General features: G+C 68.6%; 17 protein-coding genes. 10 read left to right on the top strand and 7 right to left on the bottom strand.

From position 1 onward, the window contains the following. Positions 1-30: 30 nt before the first annotated feature. Positions 31-507, top strand: a complete 477-nt coding sequence (greA, locus tag B9P64_RS00165; RefSeq protein WP_085314260.1) for a transcription elongation factor GreA — start codon at positions 31-33, stop codon at positions 505-507. A 6-nt stretch (positions 508-513) separates the two neighbouring features. After that, positions 514-999, top strand: coding sequence for a DUF4149 domain-containing protein (locus B9P64_RS00160; RefSeq protein ID WP_235839840.1), 486 nt, complete (start codon positions 514-516; stop codon positions 997-999). A gap of 33 nt (positions 1,000-1,032) precedes the next feature. On the opposite strand, the gene B9P64_RS00155 is transcribed toward B9P64_RS00160, so the two are convergent. Continuing rightward, complete coding sequence (locus tag B9P64_RS00155) at positions 1,033-1,536, bottom strand: YhbY family RNA-binding protein (RefSeq protein ID WP_085314259.1); 504 nt, start codon at positions 1,534-1,536, stop codon at positions 1,033-1,035. Positions 1,537-1,554: 18 nt separating this feature from the next. On the opposite strand from B9P64_RS00155, the gene B9P64_RS00150 reads away from it, so the two are divergent. The 5 genes from B9P64_RS00150 to B9P64_RS00130 all read left to right on the top strand — a co-directional run bounded on the left by B9P64_RS00150 (position 1,555) and on the right by B9P64_RS00130 (position 7,277). After that, a complete protein-coding gene (locus B9P64_RS00150; RefSeq protein WP_085314258.1) occupies positions 1,555-2,217 on the top strand; it encodes an RlmE family RNA methyltransferase in 663 nt (220 codons plus the stop codon). Positions 2,218-2,386: 169 nt separating this feature from the next. After that, positions 2,387-4,285 carry an ATP-dependent zinc metalloprotease FtsH gene (ftsH, locus tag B9P64_RS00145; RefSeq protein WP_085314557.1) on the top strand — a complete coding sequence of 633 codons (1,899 nt, stop codon included), beginning with the start codon at positions 2,387-2,389 and terminating at the stop codon, positions 4,283-4,285. 87 nt (positions 4,286-4,372) lie between these two features. Next, positions 4,373-5,227, top strand: a complete 855-nt coding sequence (folP, locus tag B9P64_RS00140; protein ID WP_085314257.1) for a dihydropteroate synthase — start codon at positions 4,373-4,375, stop codon at positions 5,225-5,227. Between the two features lie 65 nt (positions 5,228-5,292). After that, positions 5,293-6,690, top strand: a complete 1,398-nt coding sequence (glmM, locus tag B9P64_RS00135) for a phosphoglucosamine mutase (RefSeq protein ID WP_085314256.1) — start codon at positions 5,293-5,295, stop codon at positions 6,688-6,690. 128 nt (positions 6,691-6,818) lie between these two features. Next, positions 6,819-7,277, top strand: coding sequence for a BON domain-containing protein (locus B9P64_RS00130; RefSeq protein ID WP_085314255.1), 459 nt, complete (start codon positions 6,819-6,821; stop codon positions 7,275-7,277). Positions 7,278-7,282: 5 nt separating this feature from the next. On the opposite strand, the gene B9P64_RS00125 is transcribed toward B9P64_RS00130, so the two are convergent. Both B9P64_RS00125 and B9P64_RS00120 read right to left on the bottom strand, forming a co-directional pair. Beyond that, positions 7,283-8,455: a vWA domain-containing protein gene (locus B9P64_RS00125; protein WP_085314254.1), complete on the bottom strand. Its 1,173-nt coding sequence runs from the start codon at positions 8,453-8,455 to the stop codon at positions 7,283-7,285. A 52-nt stretch (positions 8,456-8,507) separates the two neighbouring features. Then, entirely contained in the window at positions 8,508-9,368 is an 861-nt protein-coding gene (locus B9P64_RS00120; protein ID WP_085314253.1) for an AAA family ATPase, read from the bottom strand. A 217-nt stretch (positions 9,369-9,585) separates the two neighbouring features. On the opposite strand from B9P64_RS00120, the gene B9P64_RS00115 reads away from it, so the two are divergent. Together B9P64_RS00115 and B9P64_RS00110 are read left to right on the top strand one after the other, a co-directional pair. Further along, the gene (locus B9P64_RS00115; protein ID WP_407919672.1) at positions 9,586-9,936 is read left to right on the top strand and encodes a c-type cytochrome; all 351 of its coding nucleotides are present in this window, start codon (positions 9,586-9,588) and stop codon (positions 9,934-9,936) included. Then, entirely contained in the window at positions 9,933-10,349 is a 417-nt protein-coding gene (locus tag B9P64_RS00110) for a c-type cytochrome (protein ID WP_235839839.1), read from the top strand. The genes B9P64_RS00115 and B9P64_RS00110 overlap by 4 nt, the downstream gene beginning before the upstream one ends. A gap of 15 nt (positions 10,350-10,364) precedes the next feature. Here the strand turns inward: B9P64_RS00110 and B9P64_RS00105 are convergent, their stop codons facing one another. Next, entirely contained in the window at positions 10,365-10,784 is a 420-nt protein-coding gene (locus B9P64_RS00105; RefSeq protein ID WP_085314251.1) for a DUF1841 family protein, read from the bottom strand. 170 nt (positions 10,785-10,954) lie between these two features. On the opposite strand from B9P64_RS00105, the gene B9P64_RS00100 reads away from it, so the two are divergent. Further along, positions 10,955-13,165 carry a sensor histidine kinase gene (locus B9P64_RS00100; RefSeq protein ID WP_085314250.1) on the top strand — a complete coding sequence of 737 codons (2,211 nt, stop codon included), beginning with the start codon at positions 10,955-10,957 and terminating at the stop codon, positions 13,163-13,165. Between the two features lie 7 nt (positions 13,166-13,172). On the opposite strand, the gene B9P64_RS00095 is transcribed toward B9P64_RS00100, so the two are convergent. The 3 genes from B9P64_RS00095 to B9P64_RS00085 all read right to left on the bottom strand — a co-directional run bounded on the left by B9P64_RS00095 (position 13,173) and on the right by B9P64_RS00085 (position 16,653). Beyond that, on the bottom strand, positions 13,173-14,735 hold the full coding sequence (locus B9P64_RS00095; protein WP_176256661.1) for a tetratricopeptide repeat protein: 1,563 nt from the start codon (positions 14,733-14,735) through the stop codon (positions 13,173-13,175). A 158-nt stretch (positions 14,736-14,893) separates the two neighbouring features. Further along, entirely contained in the window at positions 14,894-15,532 is a 639-nt protein-coding gene (locus B9P64_RS00090; RefSeq protein WP_085314248.1) for a response regulator, read from the bottom strand. Next, complete coding sequence (locus B9P64_RS00085; protein ID WP_176256660.1) at positions 15,532-16,653, bottom strand: hybrid sensor histidine kinase/response regulator; 1,122 nt, start codon at positions 16,651-16,653, stop codon at positions 15,532-15,534. Before B9P64_RS00085 ends, B9P64_RS00090 begins: the two co-directional genes overlap by 1 nt. Between the last annotated feature and the right edge of the window lie 201 nt (positions 16,654-16,854).

Genomic DNA, 16,854 nt, shown 5'->3' with positions numbered 1-16,854 from the left:
TTCGCAAACCCGATTTCATAAGAGTCCGCCATGGCAACTGTCCCGATGACCCGGCAAGGCGCGGAGCAGCTCAAGGCCGAGCTGCATCGCCTCAAGACCATCGAACGTCCGTCCGTGATCCAGGCCATCAAGGAAGCCCGCGAGAAGGGCGACCTGTCGGAAAACGCCGAGTACGACGCCGCCAAGGAGCGCCAGGGCTTCATCGAGGGCCGCATCATGGAAGTCGAGGGCAAGCTGTCCTCGGCCCAGGTGATCGATCCCTCGGCGGTCGACGCCGATGGCCGCGTGGTGTTCGCCTCCACGGTCGAGATCGAAGATCTGCAATCCGGCGACAAGAAGGTCTATCAGATCGTCGGCGACGACGAGGCCGACCTGAAGCTCGGCAAGATTTCGGTGTCGAGCCCGATCGCGCGCGCGCTGATCGGCAAGTACGCCGGCGACACCGCGCATGTGCTGGCCCCGGGCGGCGAGCGCGAGGTCGAGATCATCGACGTGCGCTACGTGTAACGCGCGATGGAACCGACCGGCATGGGCGCCAATCTGCGTGCAGTCCGGCTGCTGCTGATTGCCGCCTGGTGCGGGCTGACCTGGACTGCCGGCTATGTGGTGGCGCCGCTGCTGTTCCGCATGCTCGACGACCGGCTGCTGGCCGGCAGCATCGCCGGCGAACTGTTCCGCATCCAGGCCTGGGTGAGCGTGGTGGTGGCGCTGCTGCTGCTGTGGTCAGCGCTGGCCGTCAGGCGCGGCGCGCTGTGGCGCGATGCCGAGGTGCGCATCGTGTTCGGGATGCTGCTCTGCACGCTGGTGGGTTACTTCGCCTTGCAACCGCTGATGCACGGACTGCGTGAACTGATGGCAGCGCATGGCAGCGAGGTGCCGGACAGCATCCGCAGCCGCTTTGCGGTCGTGCATGGCGTCTCGGCGGTGTTCTATCTGGCGCACAGCCTGCTGGGCGTGTGGCTGGTGCTGCGGCAGGCGAGGAGCCTCGCGCCACGTTGACCGTGGGCGGGAGCGCTCCCGCCCGGTGGATGCTCAGCCGCGCTGCTTCTTCAGCGACTTCTGACGTTCCTTCACCCGCTTGACCAGACCGCCGGCCGTGACGCGTTCATTGCCCAGCACGGTGATGCGGGTGCGCGACGGGGCACGGGTGGCGCTGCGCGACGGCTTGACCACCAGCACTTCCTGCGGTGCCTTGCCGCGCAGCCCGGCGCCGCGCGCGATGCCATGCGGAAATGCCGATGCAGTTTCGACTTCGACCACCTCGGGGCGCGGCCGATAGAGCACCAGCAGCTTGCCGATGTGCTGGACCGGCGCGGCGCCGAGTTCCTCGCAGATGCTGTCGTAGATGGCGACCCGCGCCATGCGGTCGTCGCCCAGCACGCGCACCTTGATGAGCTCATGCGAATTGAGCGCGAGGTCGATTTCCTTGAGGACGGCGGGAGTGAGTCCGTCGCCACCGATCATCACGACCGGATTGAGCGCATGGGCCTGGGAACGCAGGCCGGCGCGTTCAGCTGGGGTAAGAGCAAGTTTCATTCAAGTATTGTCGCATCGATGGCCAAAAAGAAACTCAACCGCAACTGGCTCCACGATCACCTCAACGATCCCTACGTAAAGCTGGCCCAGCGCGAGGGTTATCGCGCGCGCGCCGCCTACAAGCTCAAGGAGATCGACGAGGCCGAACGACTGGTACGCCCGGGCATGACCGTGGTCGACCTGGGCGCCGCACCTGGCAGCTGGAGCCAGTATCTGCGCGCCCGCATGGCTGGCAAGGAGAACCCGCTGGCGGGCGGTGGTGCATCGGCCGGCACGCTCAAGGGCCGCATCTTCGCGCTCGATCTGCTGCCTTTCGAGCCGATTGCCGACGTGACCTGTTTCCAGGGCGATTTCCGCGAAGAAGCGGTGTTGCGCGAACTCGAATCTTTGCTCGGCGGTGAGAAAGTCGATCTGGTGGTCTCGGACATGGCGCCCAATCTTTCCGGAATCGAGGCCGCCGACATGGCGCGAATTCAGCATGTGTGCGAACTCGCGCTCGAATTTTCGGCCGAATGGCTAAAGCCGGAAGGCGCATTGCTGGTGAAGGCCTTCCACGGAAGCGGGTATTCCCAGATCGTCAAGGCGTTCAAGAACCAATTTGCCGTCGTGAAACCGCTCAAGCCGAAGGCGTCGCGCGATAAATCGTCCGAAACTTTCATTCTTGGCCGTGGCCTGAAATAGGGTTTTTGCGGGCCCAGATACGATTTGAAGCAAGCCGGCCAAAACTTCTTTATCCGGCGGATTGAAATTGCCGAATTCCGACCAAGATCGGATCGGTAGAATGAGGTCAGGAAACGCGCGACCCTGCGTGCGGGACTGAGTCAGTCAGGAGCTCGAGTTGGACAAGAACATGCTCTCGAAGGCGGCGATCTGGATGGTCATCGCCCTCGTGTTGTTCACGGTTTTCAAGCAGTTCGACAATCGGCAGCGGCCGGCCGTCGATTCGGTGTCGTACACCCAGTTCATGGACGATGCCAAAGCGGGCCGTGTGCGGCGCGTCGATGTCCAGGGGCGCCAGCTCATGGTCACCAGCGCCGACGACAAGCGTTATCAGATCACCTCGCCCGGCGACAGCTGGATGGTCGGCGACCTGATGAAGTTCGGTGTGCAGGTCTACGGCAAGGCCGAGGAAGAGCCGAGCCTGCTGATGAGCATCTTCGTCAGCTGGTTCCCGATGCTGCTGCTGATCGGCGTGTGGATCTTCTTCATGCGGCAGATGCAGGGCGGCGGGCGTGGCGGCGCGTTCAGCTTCGGCAAGAGCCGCGCGAAGATGCTCGACGAGAGCAACAACAGCATCACCTTCGCCGATGTCGCCGGTTGCGACGAGGCCAAGGAAGACGTGCATGAGCTGGTCGAATTCCTGCGCGATCCGAGCAAGTTCCAGAAGCTCGGTGGTCGCATCCCGCGCGGCGTGCTGATGGTCGGCCCTCCTGGCACCGGCAAGACGCTGCTGGCCAAGGCCATCGCCGGCGAAGCCAAGGTGCCGTTCTTCTCGATCTCGGGTTCCGACTTCGTCGAGATGTTCGTCGGCGTGGGCGCGGCCCGCGTGCGCGACATGTTCGAGACGGCCAAGAAGAACGCGCCCTGCATCATCTTCATCGATGAAATCGACGCGGTCGGCCGCCAGCGCGGTGCCGGCCTGGGCGGTGGCAACGACGAGCGCGAACAGACGCTGAACCAGATGCTGGTCGAGATGGACGGCTTCGAAACCGGTCAGGGCATCATCGTGATCGCGGCCACCAACCGCCCCGATGTGCTCGATCCCGCGCTGCTGCGTCCGGGCCGTTTCGACCGTCAGGTGGTGGTGAACCTGCCCGACATCCGTGGCCGCGAGCAGATTCTCAAGGTGCACATGCGCAAGGTGCCGCTGGCGCCGGACGTGGAGCCGAGCGTGCTGTCGCGCGGCACGCCGGGCTTCTCGGGCGCCGACCTCGCCAATCTCGTGAACGAAGCCGCGCTGTTCGCGGCGCGCCGCAACGGCCGCGTCGTCGACATGAACGACTTCGAGAAGGCGAAGGACAAGATCATCATGGGCGCCGAACGCAAGAGCGTCGTGATGCCCGAGGACGAGCGCCGCGCCACGGCCTATCACGAGTCCGGCCATGCGGTGATCGGCAAGCTGCTGCCCAAGTGCGATCCGGTGCACAAGGTGACGATCATCCCGCGCGGTCGGGCGCTGGGCGTGACGATGTCGCTGCCGGAGCGGGACCGCTACGGCTACGACAAGGAATTCATGCTGGAGCAGATCAGCATGCTGTTCGGCGGTCGTGCGGCGGAGGAAGTCTTCCTCAACCAGATGACGACCGGCGCCAGCAACGACTTCGAGCGTGCCACGCATCTGGCCCGCGACATGGTCACGCGCTACGGCATGACCGAAGCGCTCGGGCCGATGGTCTATGCGGAGAACGAGGGCGAGGTCTTCCTCGGCCGCTCGATCACCAAGACGACCAACACGTCCGAAGCGACGATGCAGAAGATCGACGCCGAGATTCGCCGCATCCTCGACACGCAATACGCGCTCACCACGCGACTGCTGAACGAGAACCGCGAAAAGATCGAGGCGATGGTGGCGGCGTTGATGGAGTTCGAGACCATCGATGCCGACCAGATCGAGGACATCATGGCCGGCCGTCCGGTGCGGCCGCCCAAGTCGAGCGGTGGCACGCCGCCGACCCAGGGCAAGGCGGGTGGCACGCCGCCGGCCGAGCCCAAGGCCAGTCCCGATCCTTCGGCCGCCAATCCGGCCTGACCGGATCGATCGGCAGCCCGAAAGGCCGGCGCGAGCCGGCCTTTTTCGTTGCCGGCCGCCTGCAATCCCTTGCATCCGCCTGCACTCATGACTTCATCCCATCCGCTGCCGGCGCATTGGCGCTGCGGCAGTTTTCTGTTGCCGCTCGACCGCCCGCTGGTGATGGGCATCGTCAACATCACGCCCGATTCCTTCTCAGACGGCGGCCGCCATTTCGCGCCGAATGCCGCGCTCGAATGCGCGCAGCGGCTGGTGGAAGAGGGCGCCGACATCCTCGACATCGGCGCCGAAAGCACCCGCCCCGGCTCGGACAGCGTGCCCGAGGCCGAGGAGCTGGCGCGGCTCGAACCGGTGCTGGCCGACATCGTCGCGCTGGGCAAGCCGGTATCGGTCGACACGATGAAGCCCGCCGTCATGACGCTGGCCGCCGCCGCCGGCGCGGCGATCATCAACGACGTGGCGGCGCTGCGCTGGCCCGGCGCGCTCGAAGCGGCGGCCACGACCGACCTTGGCATCTGCGTGATGCACATGATCGGCATGCCCAAGACCATGCAGGACGATCCGCATTACGACGATGTGGTGGCCGAGGTGGAAGCCTTTCTCGCCGAGCGGGTGGCGGCCTGCGAGCAGGCCGGCATCGCCGCCGATCGCATTGCGATCGATCCGGGCTTCGGCTTCGGCAAGCGTTTCGAACACAATCTCGCGCTGCTGCGCGCCACGCCGCGCTTCGTGGCAAGCGGCTGGCCGGTGCTGATCGGCGTGTCGCGCAAGGGCATGGTGGCGCGGCTGGCTGGCCGGCCCGAGGCGCCGGCGCATCAGCGCGTGGGCGGCAGCGTCGCCGTCGCGCTCAATGCCGCCGCGCACGGCGCCCAGATCGTGCGCGTGCACGATGTGCGCGAGACCGTCGACGCGCTGCGGGCCTGGCAGCAGATCGAAGGCTGACGCGCAGGCCCGGCGTGTGCCGGCCGCCAGCCCGACCCGATTCATCCCGACCACAGGAAGACCCGATGGGACGCAAATATTTCGGCACCGACGGCGTGCGCGGCACGGTCGGCACGGCGCCGATCACGCCCGATTTCGTGCTGCATCTCGGCGCTGCCGCCGGTCGCGTGCTGGTGCACGCCATCGGCCGCTCGAACACCCGGCGCGACAAGCGGCCGCAGGTGCTCATCGGCAAGGACACGCGCGTGTCGGGCTACATGCTGGAGTCGGCGCTTGAAGCCGGTTTCGCGGCCGCCGGTGTCGACGTGATTTTGTGCGGCCCGCTGCCCACGCCCGGCGTCGCCTATCTCACGCGCGCGCTGCGGCTGTCGGCCGGCGTGGTGATCTCGGCCTCGCACAACGCCTATCCCGACAACGGCATCAAGTTCTTCGCGCGCGACGGCTTCAAGCTGCCCGACGACGCCGAATTCGCGATCGAGGAAGCCATCGAGACCCAGCTGCGCGAGGGCATGATCTGCGCGGGCGCCGAGGACATCGGCCGCGCGCGCCGGCTCGATGACGCCGCCGGCCGCTACATCGAATTCTGCAAGTCGACCTTCCCCAACGATCTCGACCTGCGCGGCCTGCGCATCGTCGTGGACTGCGCCAACGGCGCCGCGTATCACACCGCGCCGGCCGTCTTTCATGAGCTGGGCGCCAAGGTGATCGCCGTGGCCAACCAGCCCGACGGCTTCAACATCAACGACGGCTGCGGCGCCACCCATCCGGCCTATCTGCAAGCCATGGTGCGCGAGCACAAGGCCGACATCGGCATCGCGCTCGACGGCGATGCCGACCGCGTGTTGATGGCCGACGACGCCGGCCGGCTCTACGACGGCGACGAGCTGCTCTATGTGCTGGCGATGGAGCGCCGCGCGCTGCATGCCGCTTCCTGCGGCAACGACGCGCTCACCGGCGTGGTCGGCACGCTGATGACCAATCTGGGCGTGGAAAACGCGCTGCGCAGCGCCGGCTTCGAATTTGCGCGCGCCAAGGTCGGCGACCGCTATGTGCTCGAGGAATTGCAGCAGCGCGAATGGTTGGTCGGCGGCGAAGGCTCGGGTCATCTCATCTGCCTCGACAAGCACACGACCGGCGACGGCACGATCTCGGCGCTGCAAGTGTTGGCCGCGATGCGGCGCAGCCAGCGCACGCTGGCCGAGCTGACCGCCGAGCTGAGCCTGTATCCGCAGGTGCTGCTCAATGTGCGCGTGCAGCCGGGTTTCGACTGGAAGGCGCAGCCGCGCGTCACGCGGGTGGCGGCCGAGGTCGAGGCCCAGCTTGGCCGGCGCGGCCGGGTGCTGATCCGCCCGTCGGGCACCGAGCCGGTGGTGCGCGTGATGGTCGAGGCCGACGATGCCGAGCTGGCGCAATCGAGCGCCGAGACCATCGCGGCGGCGATGCGCGAGGCGGCCAGCGCCTGAGCCGCTGCGCGTCGGCGCCGGCCGACAGCCATGCCCAGGCCGCGCCGACAGCTGGCGCACGCGGTCTGGCGCACTCTTGAAGCGTCCCGGGCGGCAGTTCTTGCCGTCCACCGTTTTGGGAGCCCGCCATGCCATTCCATCCCCGCCGTCGCAAGCGCCTTGCCGCGCTGCTGATCTCCCTGCTGGCCAGCCTCGGACTGAGCGCCTGCGATCGTGGCGACTCGAAGACCGCCGGCCAGCATCTCGATGCCGCCGTGGCCGACTCGCGCGAGGCGCTGGACAAGGCCGGCAAATCGATCGACCACGCGGCCGAACGCGGCGGCGAAGCTGCCAGCGAGGCCTACGACAAGACCCGGGCCGCCGCGACCGATCTGCGCATTACCGCCGAGGTGAAGACCGCGCTGGCCCGCGCGCCCGAGGTGGCGGCGCACGAGATCAAGGTCGATACCGACAACGGCCGCGTGAAGCTGGAAGGCGAGGTCGACAGCATCGCCATCCGCACCAAGGCTGAACAGCTCGCCGCCGCGACACCGGGCGTGCGCTCGGTCGACAGCCAGCTGGTCGTGCGCCAGGGCAAGCCGAGCTGACCGGCTCAGCGCGACAGCTGCCGCACTGCGCGATCCAGCCCGTCGAGCGTCATCGGAAACATCCGGCCGCCCATGATGTGCTTCACGATGTCGATGCTCTGGCGGTACTGCCAGAGCTGCTCGGGCTCGGGATTGAGCCAGGCAAACTTGGGAAAGGCGTCGATCAGCCGGCGCAACCAGACCGCACCCGGCTCGACATTGCTGTACTCGACGCTGCCGTTGGGCTGAAGAATCTCGTAAGGCCCCATCGTCGCGTCGCCGACGAAGATCAGCTTGTAGTCGGGCGTGTAGCGGTGCAGCAGGTCGGCGGTGAGCGTGCGCTCGGCATAGCGGCGCCGGTTGTCCTTCCACACCCAGTCGTAGACGCAGTTGTGGAAGTAGAAGAACTCCATGTGCTTGAACTCGGCGCGCGCGGCCGAGAACAGCTCCTCGGTCTTGCGGACGTGGTCGTCCATCGTGCCGCCAACGTCGAGCAGCATCAGCACCTTGACCGCGTTGTGCCGCTCGGGCCGCATCTGCAAATCGAGCCAGCCGGCGTTGCGCGCGGTGCTGGCGATGGTGTGGTCGAGGTCAAGCTCATCGGCCGCGCCTTCGCGTGCAAAGCGCCGCAGCCGGCGCAGCGCCACCTTGATGTTGCGGGTGCCGATTTCCAGGCTCTCGTCGTAGTCGCGAAAGGCGCGTTCTTCCCACACCTTTACCGCGCTGCGCTGCTCGCTCTCGCCGCCGATGCGGATGCCCTCGGGGTTGTAGCCGCCGTGGCCGAAGGGGCTGGTGCCGCCGGTGCCGATCCACTTGTTGCCGCCGGCGTGCTTTTCCTTCTGCTCGTCGAGCAGCTCCTTGAAGCGCTTCATCAGCTCGTCGAGTCCGCCCATGCGCTGGGCGTTGGCCTTCTGCTCCTCGGACAGCTGGCGTTCCAGCTCCTTGACCAGCCAGTCGAGCGGCACTTCCTTCAGCGCCTCGGCAATGCTCTCGACGCCGGCGAAATAGCTACCGAAGGCGCGGTCGAACTTGTCGTACTGCGCCTCGTCCTTGATGAGCACGGTGCGCGCGAGCAGATAAAAGTCGTCGATCGACGGCCCGATGACCTCGGCCTTCAGCGCCTCGATCAGCGTGAGCAATTCCTTGATCGACACCTTCAGGCCGGCATCGCGCAGATGGAAGAAGAAGCGGATCAGCATCGCAGGCTCCCTGGGGAAGAGGGCGCGGCGGCCGCGCCCGGTCGGTGCCGCCTCAGCGGCCGCGGCTCGCCATCGCCACCAGCTTCTCGAACAGGCCCAGGTCCTGCTCGTTCTTGAGCAGCGCGCCCACCAGCGGCGGCAGTACCGCGCGGTTGTTGTCGCCGCGCAGCGCGTCGGCCGGGATGTCCTCGGCGATCAGCAGCCGCAGCCAGTCGACCAGCTCCGACGTGGACGGCTTCTTCTTCAGTCCCGGCATCTCACGCAGCTCATAGAAGGCTGTCAGCGCGCGCGTGAGCAGCTCGCGCTTCACGTCGGGGTGATGCACCTCGACGATCTTCTCCATCGTCTCGCGGTCCGGGAAGCGGATGTAGTGGAAGAAGCAGCGCCGCAGAAAGGCGTCGGGCAGCTCCTTCTCGTTGTTGCTGGTGATGATGACCACCGGCCGATGCACCGCGCGGATCAGTTCGCGCGTCTCGTACACATGGAATTCCATGCGGTCGAGCTCGCGCAGCAGATCGTTGGGGAACTCAATGTCGGCCTTGTCGATCTCGTCGATCAGCAGCACCACCGGCGCGTCGGCCGTGAAGGCCTGCCACAGCACGCCTGGCACGATGTAGTTGGCGATGTCCTTCACCCGCGCGTCGCCCAGCTGCGAATCGCGCAGCCGCGAAACCGCGTCGTACTCGTACAGCCCCTGCTGGGCCTTGGTGGTGCTCTTGATGTGCCATTGCAGCAGCGGCATGCCGAGCGCGGCGGCCACTTCCTCGGCCAGCAGCGTCTTGCCGGTACCGGGCTCGCCCTTGATGAGCAGCGGACGTTGCAGCCGGATGGCGGCATTGATGGCCAGCTTGAGATCGGGCGTGGCGACGTAGTTCTGCGAGCCTTCGAAGCGCGGCGTGGCGGGCGTGGTCATGGCGGCGTGATGAGGAAAGGGAAAGCGGTTCGCGCGGAAACGGTGACTGCCGCCAGGCCCGACACGCAGGCGTATGGCAGCCCGCGCATTGTGCATTGCGACGCGGCGGTGACTCCGTGTTTCACCGGGTTGGGTTTTGCGCCCCGCGCCCGGACAGTGCGCCTGACGCCCTGTTCGCCCGGATCTCCGGCCCCGCCACCGTTTCGACAGGATGACGATGCGCCCGCTCTCCTTCACCGCGCGGCCGGTAGCCGCTCTCGCTCTCATGCTTGCCTGCGCGCTGCCCGGCCCGGCGCGCGCGGCCGACACCCCTCAAGGCAGCGCCGACGCCGGCCGCCAGAAGAACGCTGCCTGCATCGGCTGCCACGGCATCGTCGATTACAAGGCGTCCTTCCCAGAGGTCTACCGGGTGCCGCGCATCGGTGGCCAGTCGGCCGGCTACATCGCTGCGGCGCTGCATGCCTACAAGAAGGGCGATCGGCGTCATCCCACCATGCGCGGCGTGGCCCAGTCGCTCAGCGATCAGGACATCCTCGATCTCGCCGCGCTCTACTCGGAGCAGAAATGAACCCGCGCTTCGGCTTCACGCTCATTGCCCTGCCCGCCAGTGGCTGCGGACGCCGGCATCCGGCGCGATTGGCGGCACCGCTGCTGGCGCTGGCCGCCTTGATGGCGACCGGGCCGGCGCAGGCCGGCGGCAGCGTCGAGCGCGGCAAGGAGGCGGTGCAGAAATACGCCTGCGCCAGCTGCCACGGCGCCGATTTCAACTCGCCGATCGACGCCAGCTATCCGCGTCTCGCCGGCCAGCATCCCGACTATCTGGCCCAGGCGCTGCGTGCCTACCGGCGGCCCGGCGGCCGGCTCGAAGGGCGCAGCAATCCGGTGATGCAGGGCATGGCGGCCCAGCTTTCGCCGCGCGAGGTCGACGATGTGGCGGCCTATCTTGGCGCGCTGCCGGGCACGCTGGTCACGCGGCGCTGACTGCCGCCGGCGCCCTCAGCCGGCCTTGCGCCGCACGCAATCCACATAGGCCTCGCCATCGGGCGGCTGGCCGTTGCGCTGCGCCGTCCACAGCATCTCGCCGAGGCAGTCCATCGCTTCGTGATGCGCCGCATGCAGCGAGCCATGGCGCAGCGCCAGCGCCTGCACCGCCGCCTTGATGCCGCGCGGCTGGTCGATCGACACCTGTTCGGCCAGGCTCAGATGCATCGACAGATGCAGGAAGGGATTGGTCCGGCCGCCGTCGATCGAGTAGTCGGCACTGGCGCTGGCCGCCAGTTCGTCGTGGTACTCGGGATGCTCGGCGATCCATTCGGCCGCAGCCAGTTCCAGCGGCTCCATCGGCAGCCGCTCCACCTGCTTGCGCCAGGCGCCACGGAAAAACTCGCGGACCTGGTCGCGCGTCGGATTGAACATTCGGGGCCTCCGGAGGCAGGCTCGCGCCACAGTTGGCGCGTAACACTTGGACAAATTTTGATGCGATTGGGTATAAACACAGTCCTCTCGGCGGACTTTTTTATCCATGACCTCTCAGATCGCCTTCCCGGATGTTGCATCAGGCCCGCGTCGGCCCTGCTGACCCGTCGATGCCGGGCGTCAGCGATCCGCTTGCCGCCCTGCGTGCGGCCGTTGCGCTGGCGCCCTGCCCAGGTCTGGTGCTCGACGAGGAGGGGCATGTCGTCACGGTAAATGCCGCCGCGACTGCTGCATGGCACAACGACGGCGCGCGCCTTCAGGCCGCGTTTCTGCGGCTCGATCCGGCCTGTCCGCCGACCGCAAGGACCGCGCTGAGCGTCGGCGAGCCGCTGGCCTTCCAGGTATGCGGGCCGCTGCCGGCGGTGGTCTGGCTGCATCTGGCGCCGACCGCCTGCGAGCCCTGCGCCGCCTTTGCCGGCGTGGTCCTGCCCGAACCCGCCAGCGTGCTGGCGCGCGACGTGGCGCGTCGGCTGGCGCTGGCCGCCGAAGGGCTCGGCTTCGGGCTCTGGGAGCGCGATCTGACCGACGGCAGCAGCCGCTGGGATGCCGGCGTCTATCGCCTGCTGGGCACCGACAGCACCGATCCGCGGCCGCTGGCCGACATCCGCGCCGCCGCCCTCGGTGCCGCCGAGCAGGCCCGGCTCGACGCGCTGTACGAGCGCGCCGTGCACACCGGCCGCAGCGTCAGCCATGAAATGCGCATCCGCCTGCCCGACGGCGGCGAACGCTGGCTGGCACTGCGCGCCACCGCCCAGGCCGACGTCGTCGGCCGGCCGCAGCGCGTGCTGGGCGTGTGCTGGGACATCACCGAGCGCCAAGCCGCCAACCGCGCGCTCGCCGGGCTGGCGGCGCGGCTGCAACTGGCTACCGAAGCGGCCGGCGTCGGCGTGTGGGAATGGGACATCGCCGGCGCGCGCTACTGCTGGGATCAGGAGTGGTGCCGCATCCACGGGCTGGACCAGGCGGCGCGCAGCGGCGCGATGGACGAATGGCTGGCGCTGCTGCATCCCGACGACCGGGCGCGTGCCGCCAACCGCATGCAGGCGGTCGTCGCGCGCGACGAGGACTACGACGACAGTTTCCGCATCGTGCGGCGCAGCGACGGCGTGGTGCGGCGCATCCATGCGCGTGGCCGCATCTTTCGCGACGCCGACGGCCGGCCGCTGCGCATGGTGGGTGCCGACTGGGACGTGACCGAACGCGCCGAGGCCGAGAGCGCGGCGCGCACCGCCGGCCTGCGGCTGAGCTTTGCCGCCGAGGTGGTCGGCCTGGGCGTGTGGGAATACCACCCGGCCACGCGGCGCGCGATCTGGGACGAGCGCATGTACGAGCTGGTGACCGGCCGGCGCAGCGGCGTCGAGCCGCGTCAGGCCTGGGAAGCCGCCGTCGATCCGGCCGATCTGGCCCGGCTGCGCCGCGAGATGCGGCGCGCCCTGCTCACCGGCGCCGCCTACGACGTGGATGTGCGGGTGCGCCATGCCGACGGCCAGCAGCGCTGGCTGGCCGGGCGCGGCTACAGCGTGGCCAGCGAGGACGGGCTGCGCATGATCGGCCTGCAATGGGACATCACCGACCGCAAGCTGGCCGAGAACGCACTGCGCGCCAAGGACACCGCCGAGCGCGCCAGCCGCGCCAAGAGCGAATTCCTGTCGCGCATGAGCCATGAGCTGCGCACGCCGCTCAATGCGGTGCTCGGCTTTGCCCAGCTCATCGAGCAGGACCGGCTCGATCCGCCGACGCCGGGCCAGCGCGCGCGGCTGGAGCACATCGTCAACGCCGGGCGCCATCTGCTCACGGTGATCGGCGATGTGCTGGAGATGGCGCGCGCCGAGGCGGCGGCCGAGCGGCTGGTGCTCGAAGCCGTGCCGCTGCGCGCACTGGTCGACGAGGCGCTCGACCTGCTGCGCCCGCCCGCCGACGCGGCCGGCGTGCGGCTGCTGGCCGAAGTGCCGGGCGGCTGCGTGGTGCAGGCCGACCGGCTGCGGCTCAAGCAGGTGCTCATCAATCTGCTGTCCAACGCGGTCAAGTACAACCGCGCCGGCGGCCAGGTGCGGGTCTGGATCGACCGGCCGACCGATTGCGCCGACTGCCTGGTGATCTGCGTGCGCGACACCGGCACCGGCCTGACCGCGCTCCAGCTCGATCAGCTGTTCCAGCCGTTCAACCGGCTCGGCCGCGAGGGTGCCGCGATCGAGGGCAGCGGCCTCGGGCTGGTGATCGTGCAGCGCATGGTCGGCGAGATGGGCGGCGCGCTCGACGTCGCCAGCGAGCCCGGCGTGGGCAGCGAATTCCGGGTCCGGCTCAACCGCGCCGGCAGCTGAGGCGGCTTCAGTCGTCGGCCTGGCGCCGGCGCAGGCGTTGCAGCCGGTCGCGCGCGGCCGTCACCTGTACCGCCATGTCCACCCGCTCGCTCCAGTGCAGCAGCGAGCGCTCGATGGCCTTGACCAGCGCCTCGTTGTGCTCGCGCTCCAGCTTGAGCAGGGCGTCGTCGATCTGCTCGAAGGTGAGCTGGAGCGGCGCCTCGGCCACCGGCTCGGGTGCCGGCAGCGTGTCGAACAGCGCCCGCGCGCGCTGGCGCGTGCTCGGGTCGGCATCGCTGCGGTCGAGCAGCGCGGCGAGTGCGCCGCGCGCCTGCGTCCGCAGCTCGCGGTCGAGGCAGATCTGCGCATGTTCCAGCACCAGTCCGGGGCTGAGCCGCGCGCCCTTTTCGCGGTGCAGCTGGTCGAGGATCTCGAAGGCGTCGTCGCTGGCCGGCCGGTCGTCGGCGGCGAAGGCGCGCCGATAGCCGAGCAGCGCGGCCATGAAGGCGGCGTCGGCCTGTTCGCCGATGCCGGCCGGCCGCCGCGCCACCACGCGCTCGGCCTCGTCGAACTTGCCCTGGGCCAGCAGCACGCGGGTGAAGGCGTTGTAGTCCTCGGCCTTTTCCAGCGCCGAATGCTCGACCCGCTCGACCAGCTGCGAATAGAGCTGCTCGGCGCGCTCGGGATTGCCGGTGGCCTCGCAGAGCCGGGCCGACTGGCGCAGCCGGCCGGCATTGCGCGCGCTGAGCGCGGTCGCGCTGTCGAGCACCGCCAGCGCCGCCTCGTGCTTGCCGAGGTCTTCCTTCACCGCCGCCAGCACGTCGTAGGCGGCGAGCAGCTGGGGATGCTCGATCACCAGCGGCTCCAGCAGCGATTCGGCCTCGACCGGGCGGTTTTCGCGCGCATGCACGCGCGCCAGCGCCAGCAGTGCCCAGGGCGCCGGCCGCGCGGCGATCAGCTGTTCGAGCAGGCGGCGCGCATCGGCCAGCCGCTGGCTGTCGATGAGCAGCCGCACGCCGAGCCGGTAGGCGGAGCTGGCAAAGCGCGGCGTCTCGGCCGCCAGCCGCAGGCATTCGTCGGCCGCGTCGGCGGTCTTGCCCAGGCCGAGCGCCTTGTACACCGGCAGAAAGCTGCGCTGCTTGTCGAGCACGCGGCGCAGCCGGGCCGCGAGCTGGGCGCCGGTGAAGGGCTTGACGATGAGATCGTCGGGCTCGAAGTCGGCGCAGGCGATCACGTCGCCGCTGATGCCGCTGTCGAAGGCCAGCACGAACATCGTCGACAGCGGCAGCACGCCGCTCGAGCGCAACTCCTCCAGCAGGCGCTGGCCGTCGCGGCGCGGCTCCAGCCGGTAGGCGCAGACGATCAGGTCGTGACGCCGCAGCTTGAGCCGCGCGATCACGTCGGCACCGTCGCTGGCGTCCGAGATGTGGGTGATGCCGAATTCGCCGAGCGTGTTGCGGATGGCCATGCGCGCGCCCGGATCGGGCTCGGCGATGATGGCGCGGCGCGATTCGCCGTGCGTGCGTTGCAGCGCGGCGGCAGTGCGGCTGAAGGTGGCGGCAGGACGGGCGAGGTCGGCGGCGTCGGGCATGAAGGCTCGCTGGCGGGTTCGGGCAGGCGGGCGTCGCGGGTGCGACGGGCGTGCCGGAGCGGGCGGGCAGCAGCCCGCAAGCGTCATGACGGCGAACCGAGGAGGAACTTGAGTCGGCCGGGCCGGCGGCCGACAGCCGGGCAGGGCGCCCGGCCGGTCTACTTCACCAGACCGTGCTTGAGCGCGTAGTGGGTGATCTCGGCATTCGAGCCGAGCTTCATCTTTTCGAGGATGCGCGCGCGATAGACCGACACGGTCTTGGGACTCAGCGACAACGCCTCGGCCACCTCGGACAACCGCTTGCCCGAGGCGATGAGCTTGAGCGTCTGGAACTCGCGGTCGGACAGCTTCTCGTGCGCCGGCGTGTTGTCGTCGTCATGGCCCAGGCTTTCGGCCAGCGCCTGCGCGATCTCGGGGCTGATGTACTTCTTGCCGCCGATCACGGTGCGCGCCGCCGCGACCATCACGTCGGGCGGACTGCCCTTGTTGAGGTAGCCGGCCGCGCCGGCCTTGAGCACGCGCACCGCGTACTGGTCCTCGGGATACATCGACAGCATCAGCACCGGCAGCTTCGGGTAATCCTTCTTCACCAGCTTGAGGATGTCGATGCCGTTGCGGCCCGGCAGGTCGATGTCGAGCAGCAGCAGGTCGCAGCCCTCGGCTTCCATCTGCCGCACCACGTCGTTGTAGCAATCGCCCTCGGCGATCATGCGCAGGTCGGAGGTGTCGTCGAACACATGCGCGATGCCCATGCGGATCAGGGCGTGGTCGTCGACGATCATGAGGCGGTACTGCATCACGCGGCTCCGGTGGCGGCGCCGGCATCGGCGGGCGTGGCGAGCGGCAGCGACAACATCACGCAGGTGCCGGTCGGGCTGGTCGACAGCTCGAACCAGCCGCCCAGATGGCGTGCCCGCTCGCGCATGCCGACGATGCCGAAATGCGCGCGGTGCGTGGCCGGCTGGTCGGGCTGGAAGCCGCAGCCGTTGTCGCCGATCTCCAGCGTGAGGTTGTCCGCGTCGATGAACAGCTCGACATGCGCGGTGCTGGCGCGGGAATGCTTCATCACGTTGGTCAATGCCTCCTGGCAGACGTGGTAGGCCGCGTTGGCCACTGCCGGTGGTAGCGCGATGTCCTCGTGGTTGCTGCGAAAGCTGGTGGCGATGCGGGTGCGGCGGGTGAATTCGCGCGCCTGCCATTCGAGCGCCGGCACCAGGCCATCGTCGAGGATGGTGGGATGCAGCTGCGACATCATGCGCTGCAACGAACCGATGGCACCGTCGATCTGGCTGACCATGTGCTCGACGATGATCGCGCTTTCAGGGTCGGCGCCGACCCGCGGCCGCAGCGCCGCGAGCTGGAAGTTGACCGCCGCCAGCGAGCCGCCGACCTCGTCGTGCAGGTCGCGCGCCATTGCCGCGCGCTCGCGCTCGGCCAGATGCGCCATGTGCGCCGTCATCGCCGACAGCTTGCGTTCCGACTCGGCCAGCGCGCGCGACGATTCGCTCGCCTCGCGCCGCGCCGCCGCCCGCGCCATCGCCGCCTCGATCGCCGGCACCAGCCGCGCGAGCCGGTCCTTCAGCAGATAGTCGTCGGCGCCGGCACGCATCGCCTCGACCGCGATGTCCTCGCCGATCTGGCCCGAGACGATCACGAACGGCAGCTCCAGCCCGCTCTCGCGCAACGTGTCGAGCGCGCCGAACGACGAGAACTGCGGCAGGTTGTGATCGGACACCACGATGTCCCAGGGCTCGGCGGCGAGCGCCGCCTGCATCTGCTCGCGGGTTTCCACCCGGCACGAAGTGTCGAGCAGTCCATGCCGGCGCAGGGTGGCGACGAGGAAGGTGTAGTCGATCTCCGAGTCCTCGACGACGAGGACGCGCAGTGCGCGATGAGACGTGTCTGTAGCCGAATCCATGGCCCCGATTGTGTCCGATGGAGGGGCGCGCAAGCGCGCGAGGAAGTGGCGAATTGGGTTTGGCGAACACCGCTTATCAGGACATCCGCAGCAAGGGTCGCTGCCGACAATTCCCTGACCAGAACCAAGGCCCCGCAAGGGCGCGGCACCCGGCCGCGCTGACGGGAATTTTATCAAGAGGACTCCGACCGTCCGCCCGTG

Source organism: Derxia lacustris (genome assembly GCF_002105195.1).
Lineage (GTDB): Bacteria > Pseudomonadota > Gammaproteobacteria > Burkholderiales > Burkholderiaceae_E > Derxia > Derxia lacustris.
Note: the sequence above shows the minus strand (reverse complement) of the source record. Positions and strands in the feature narration are given on the sequence as shown.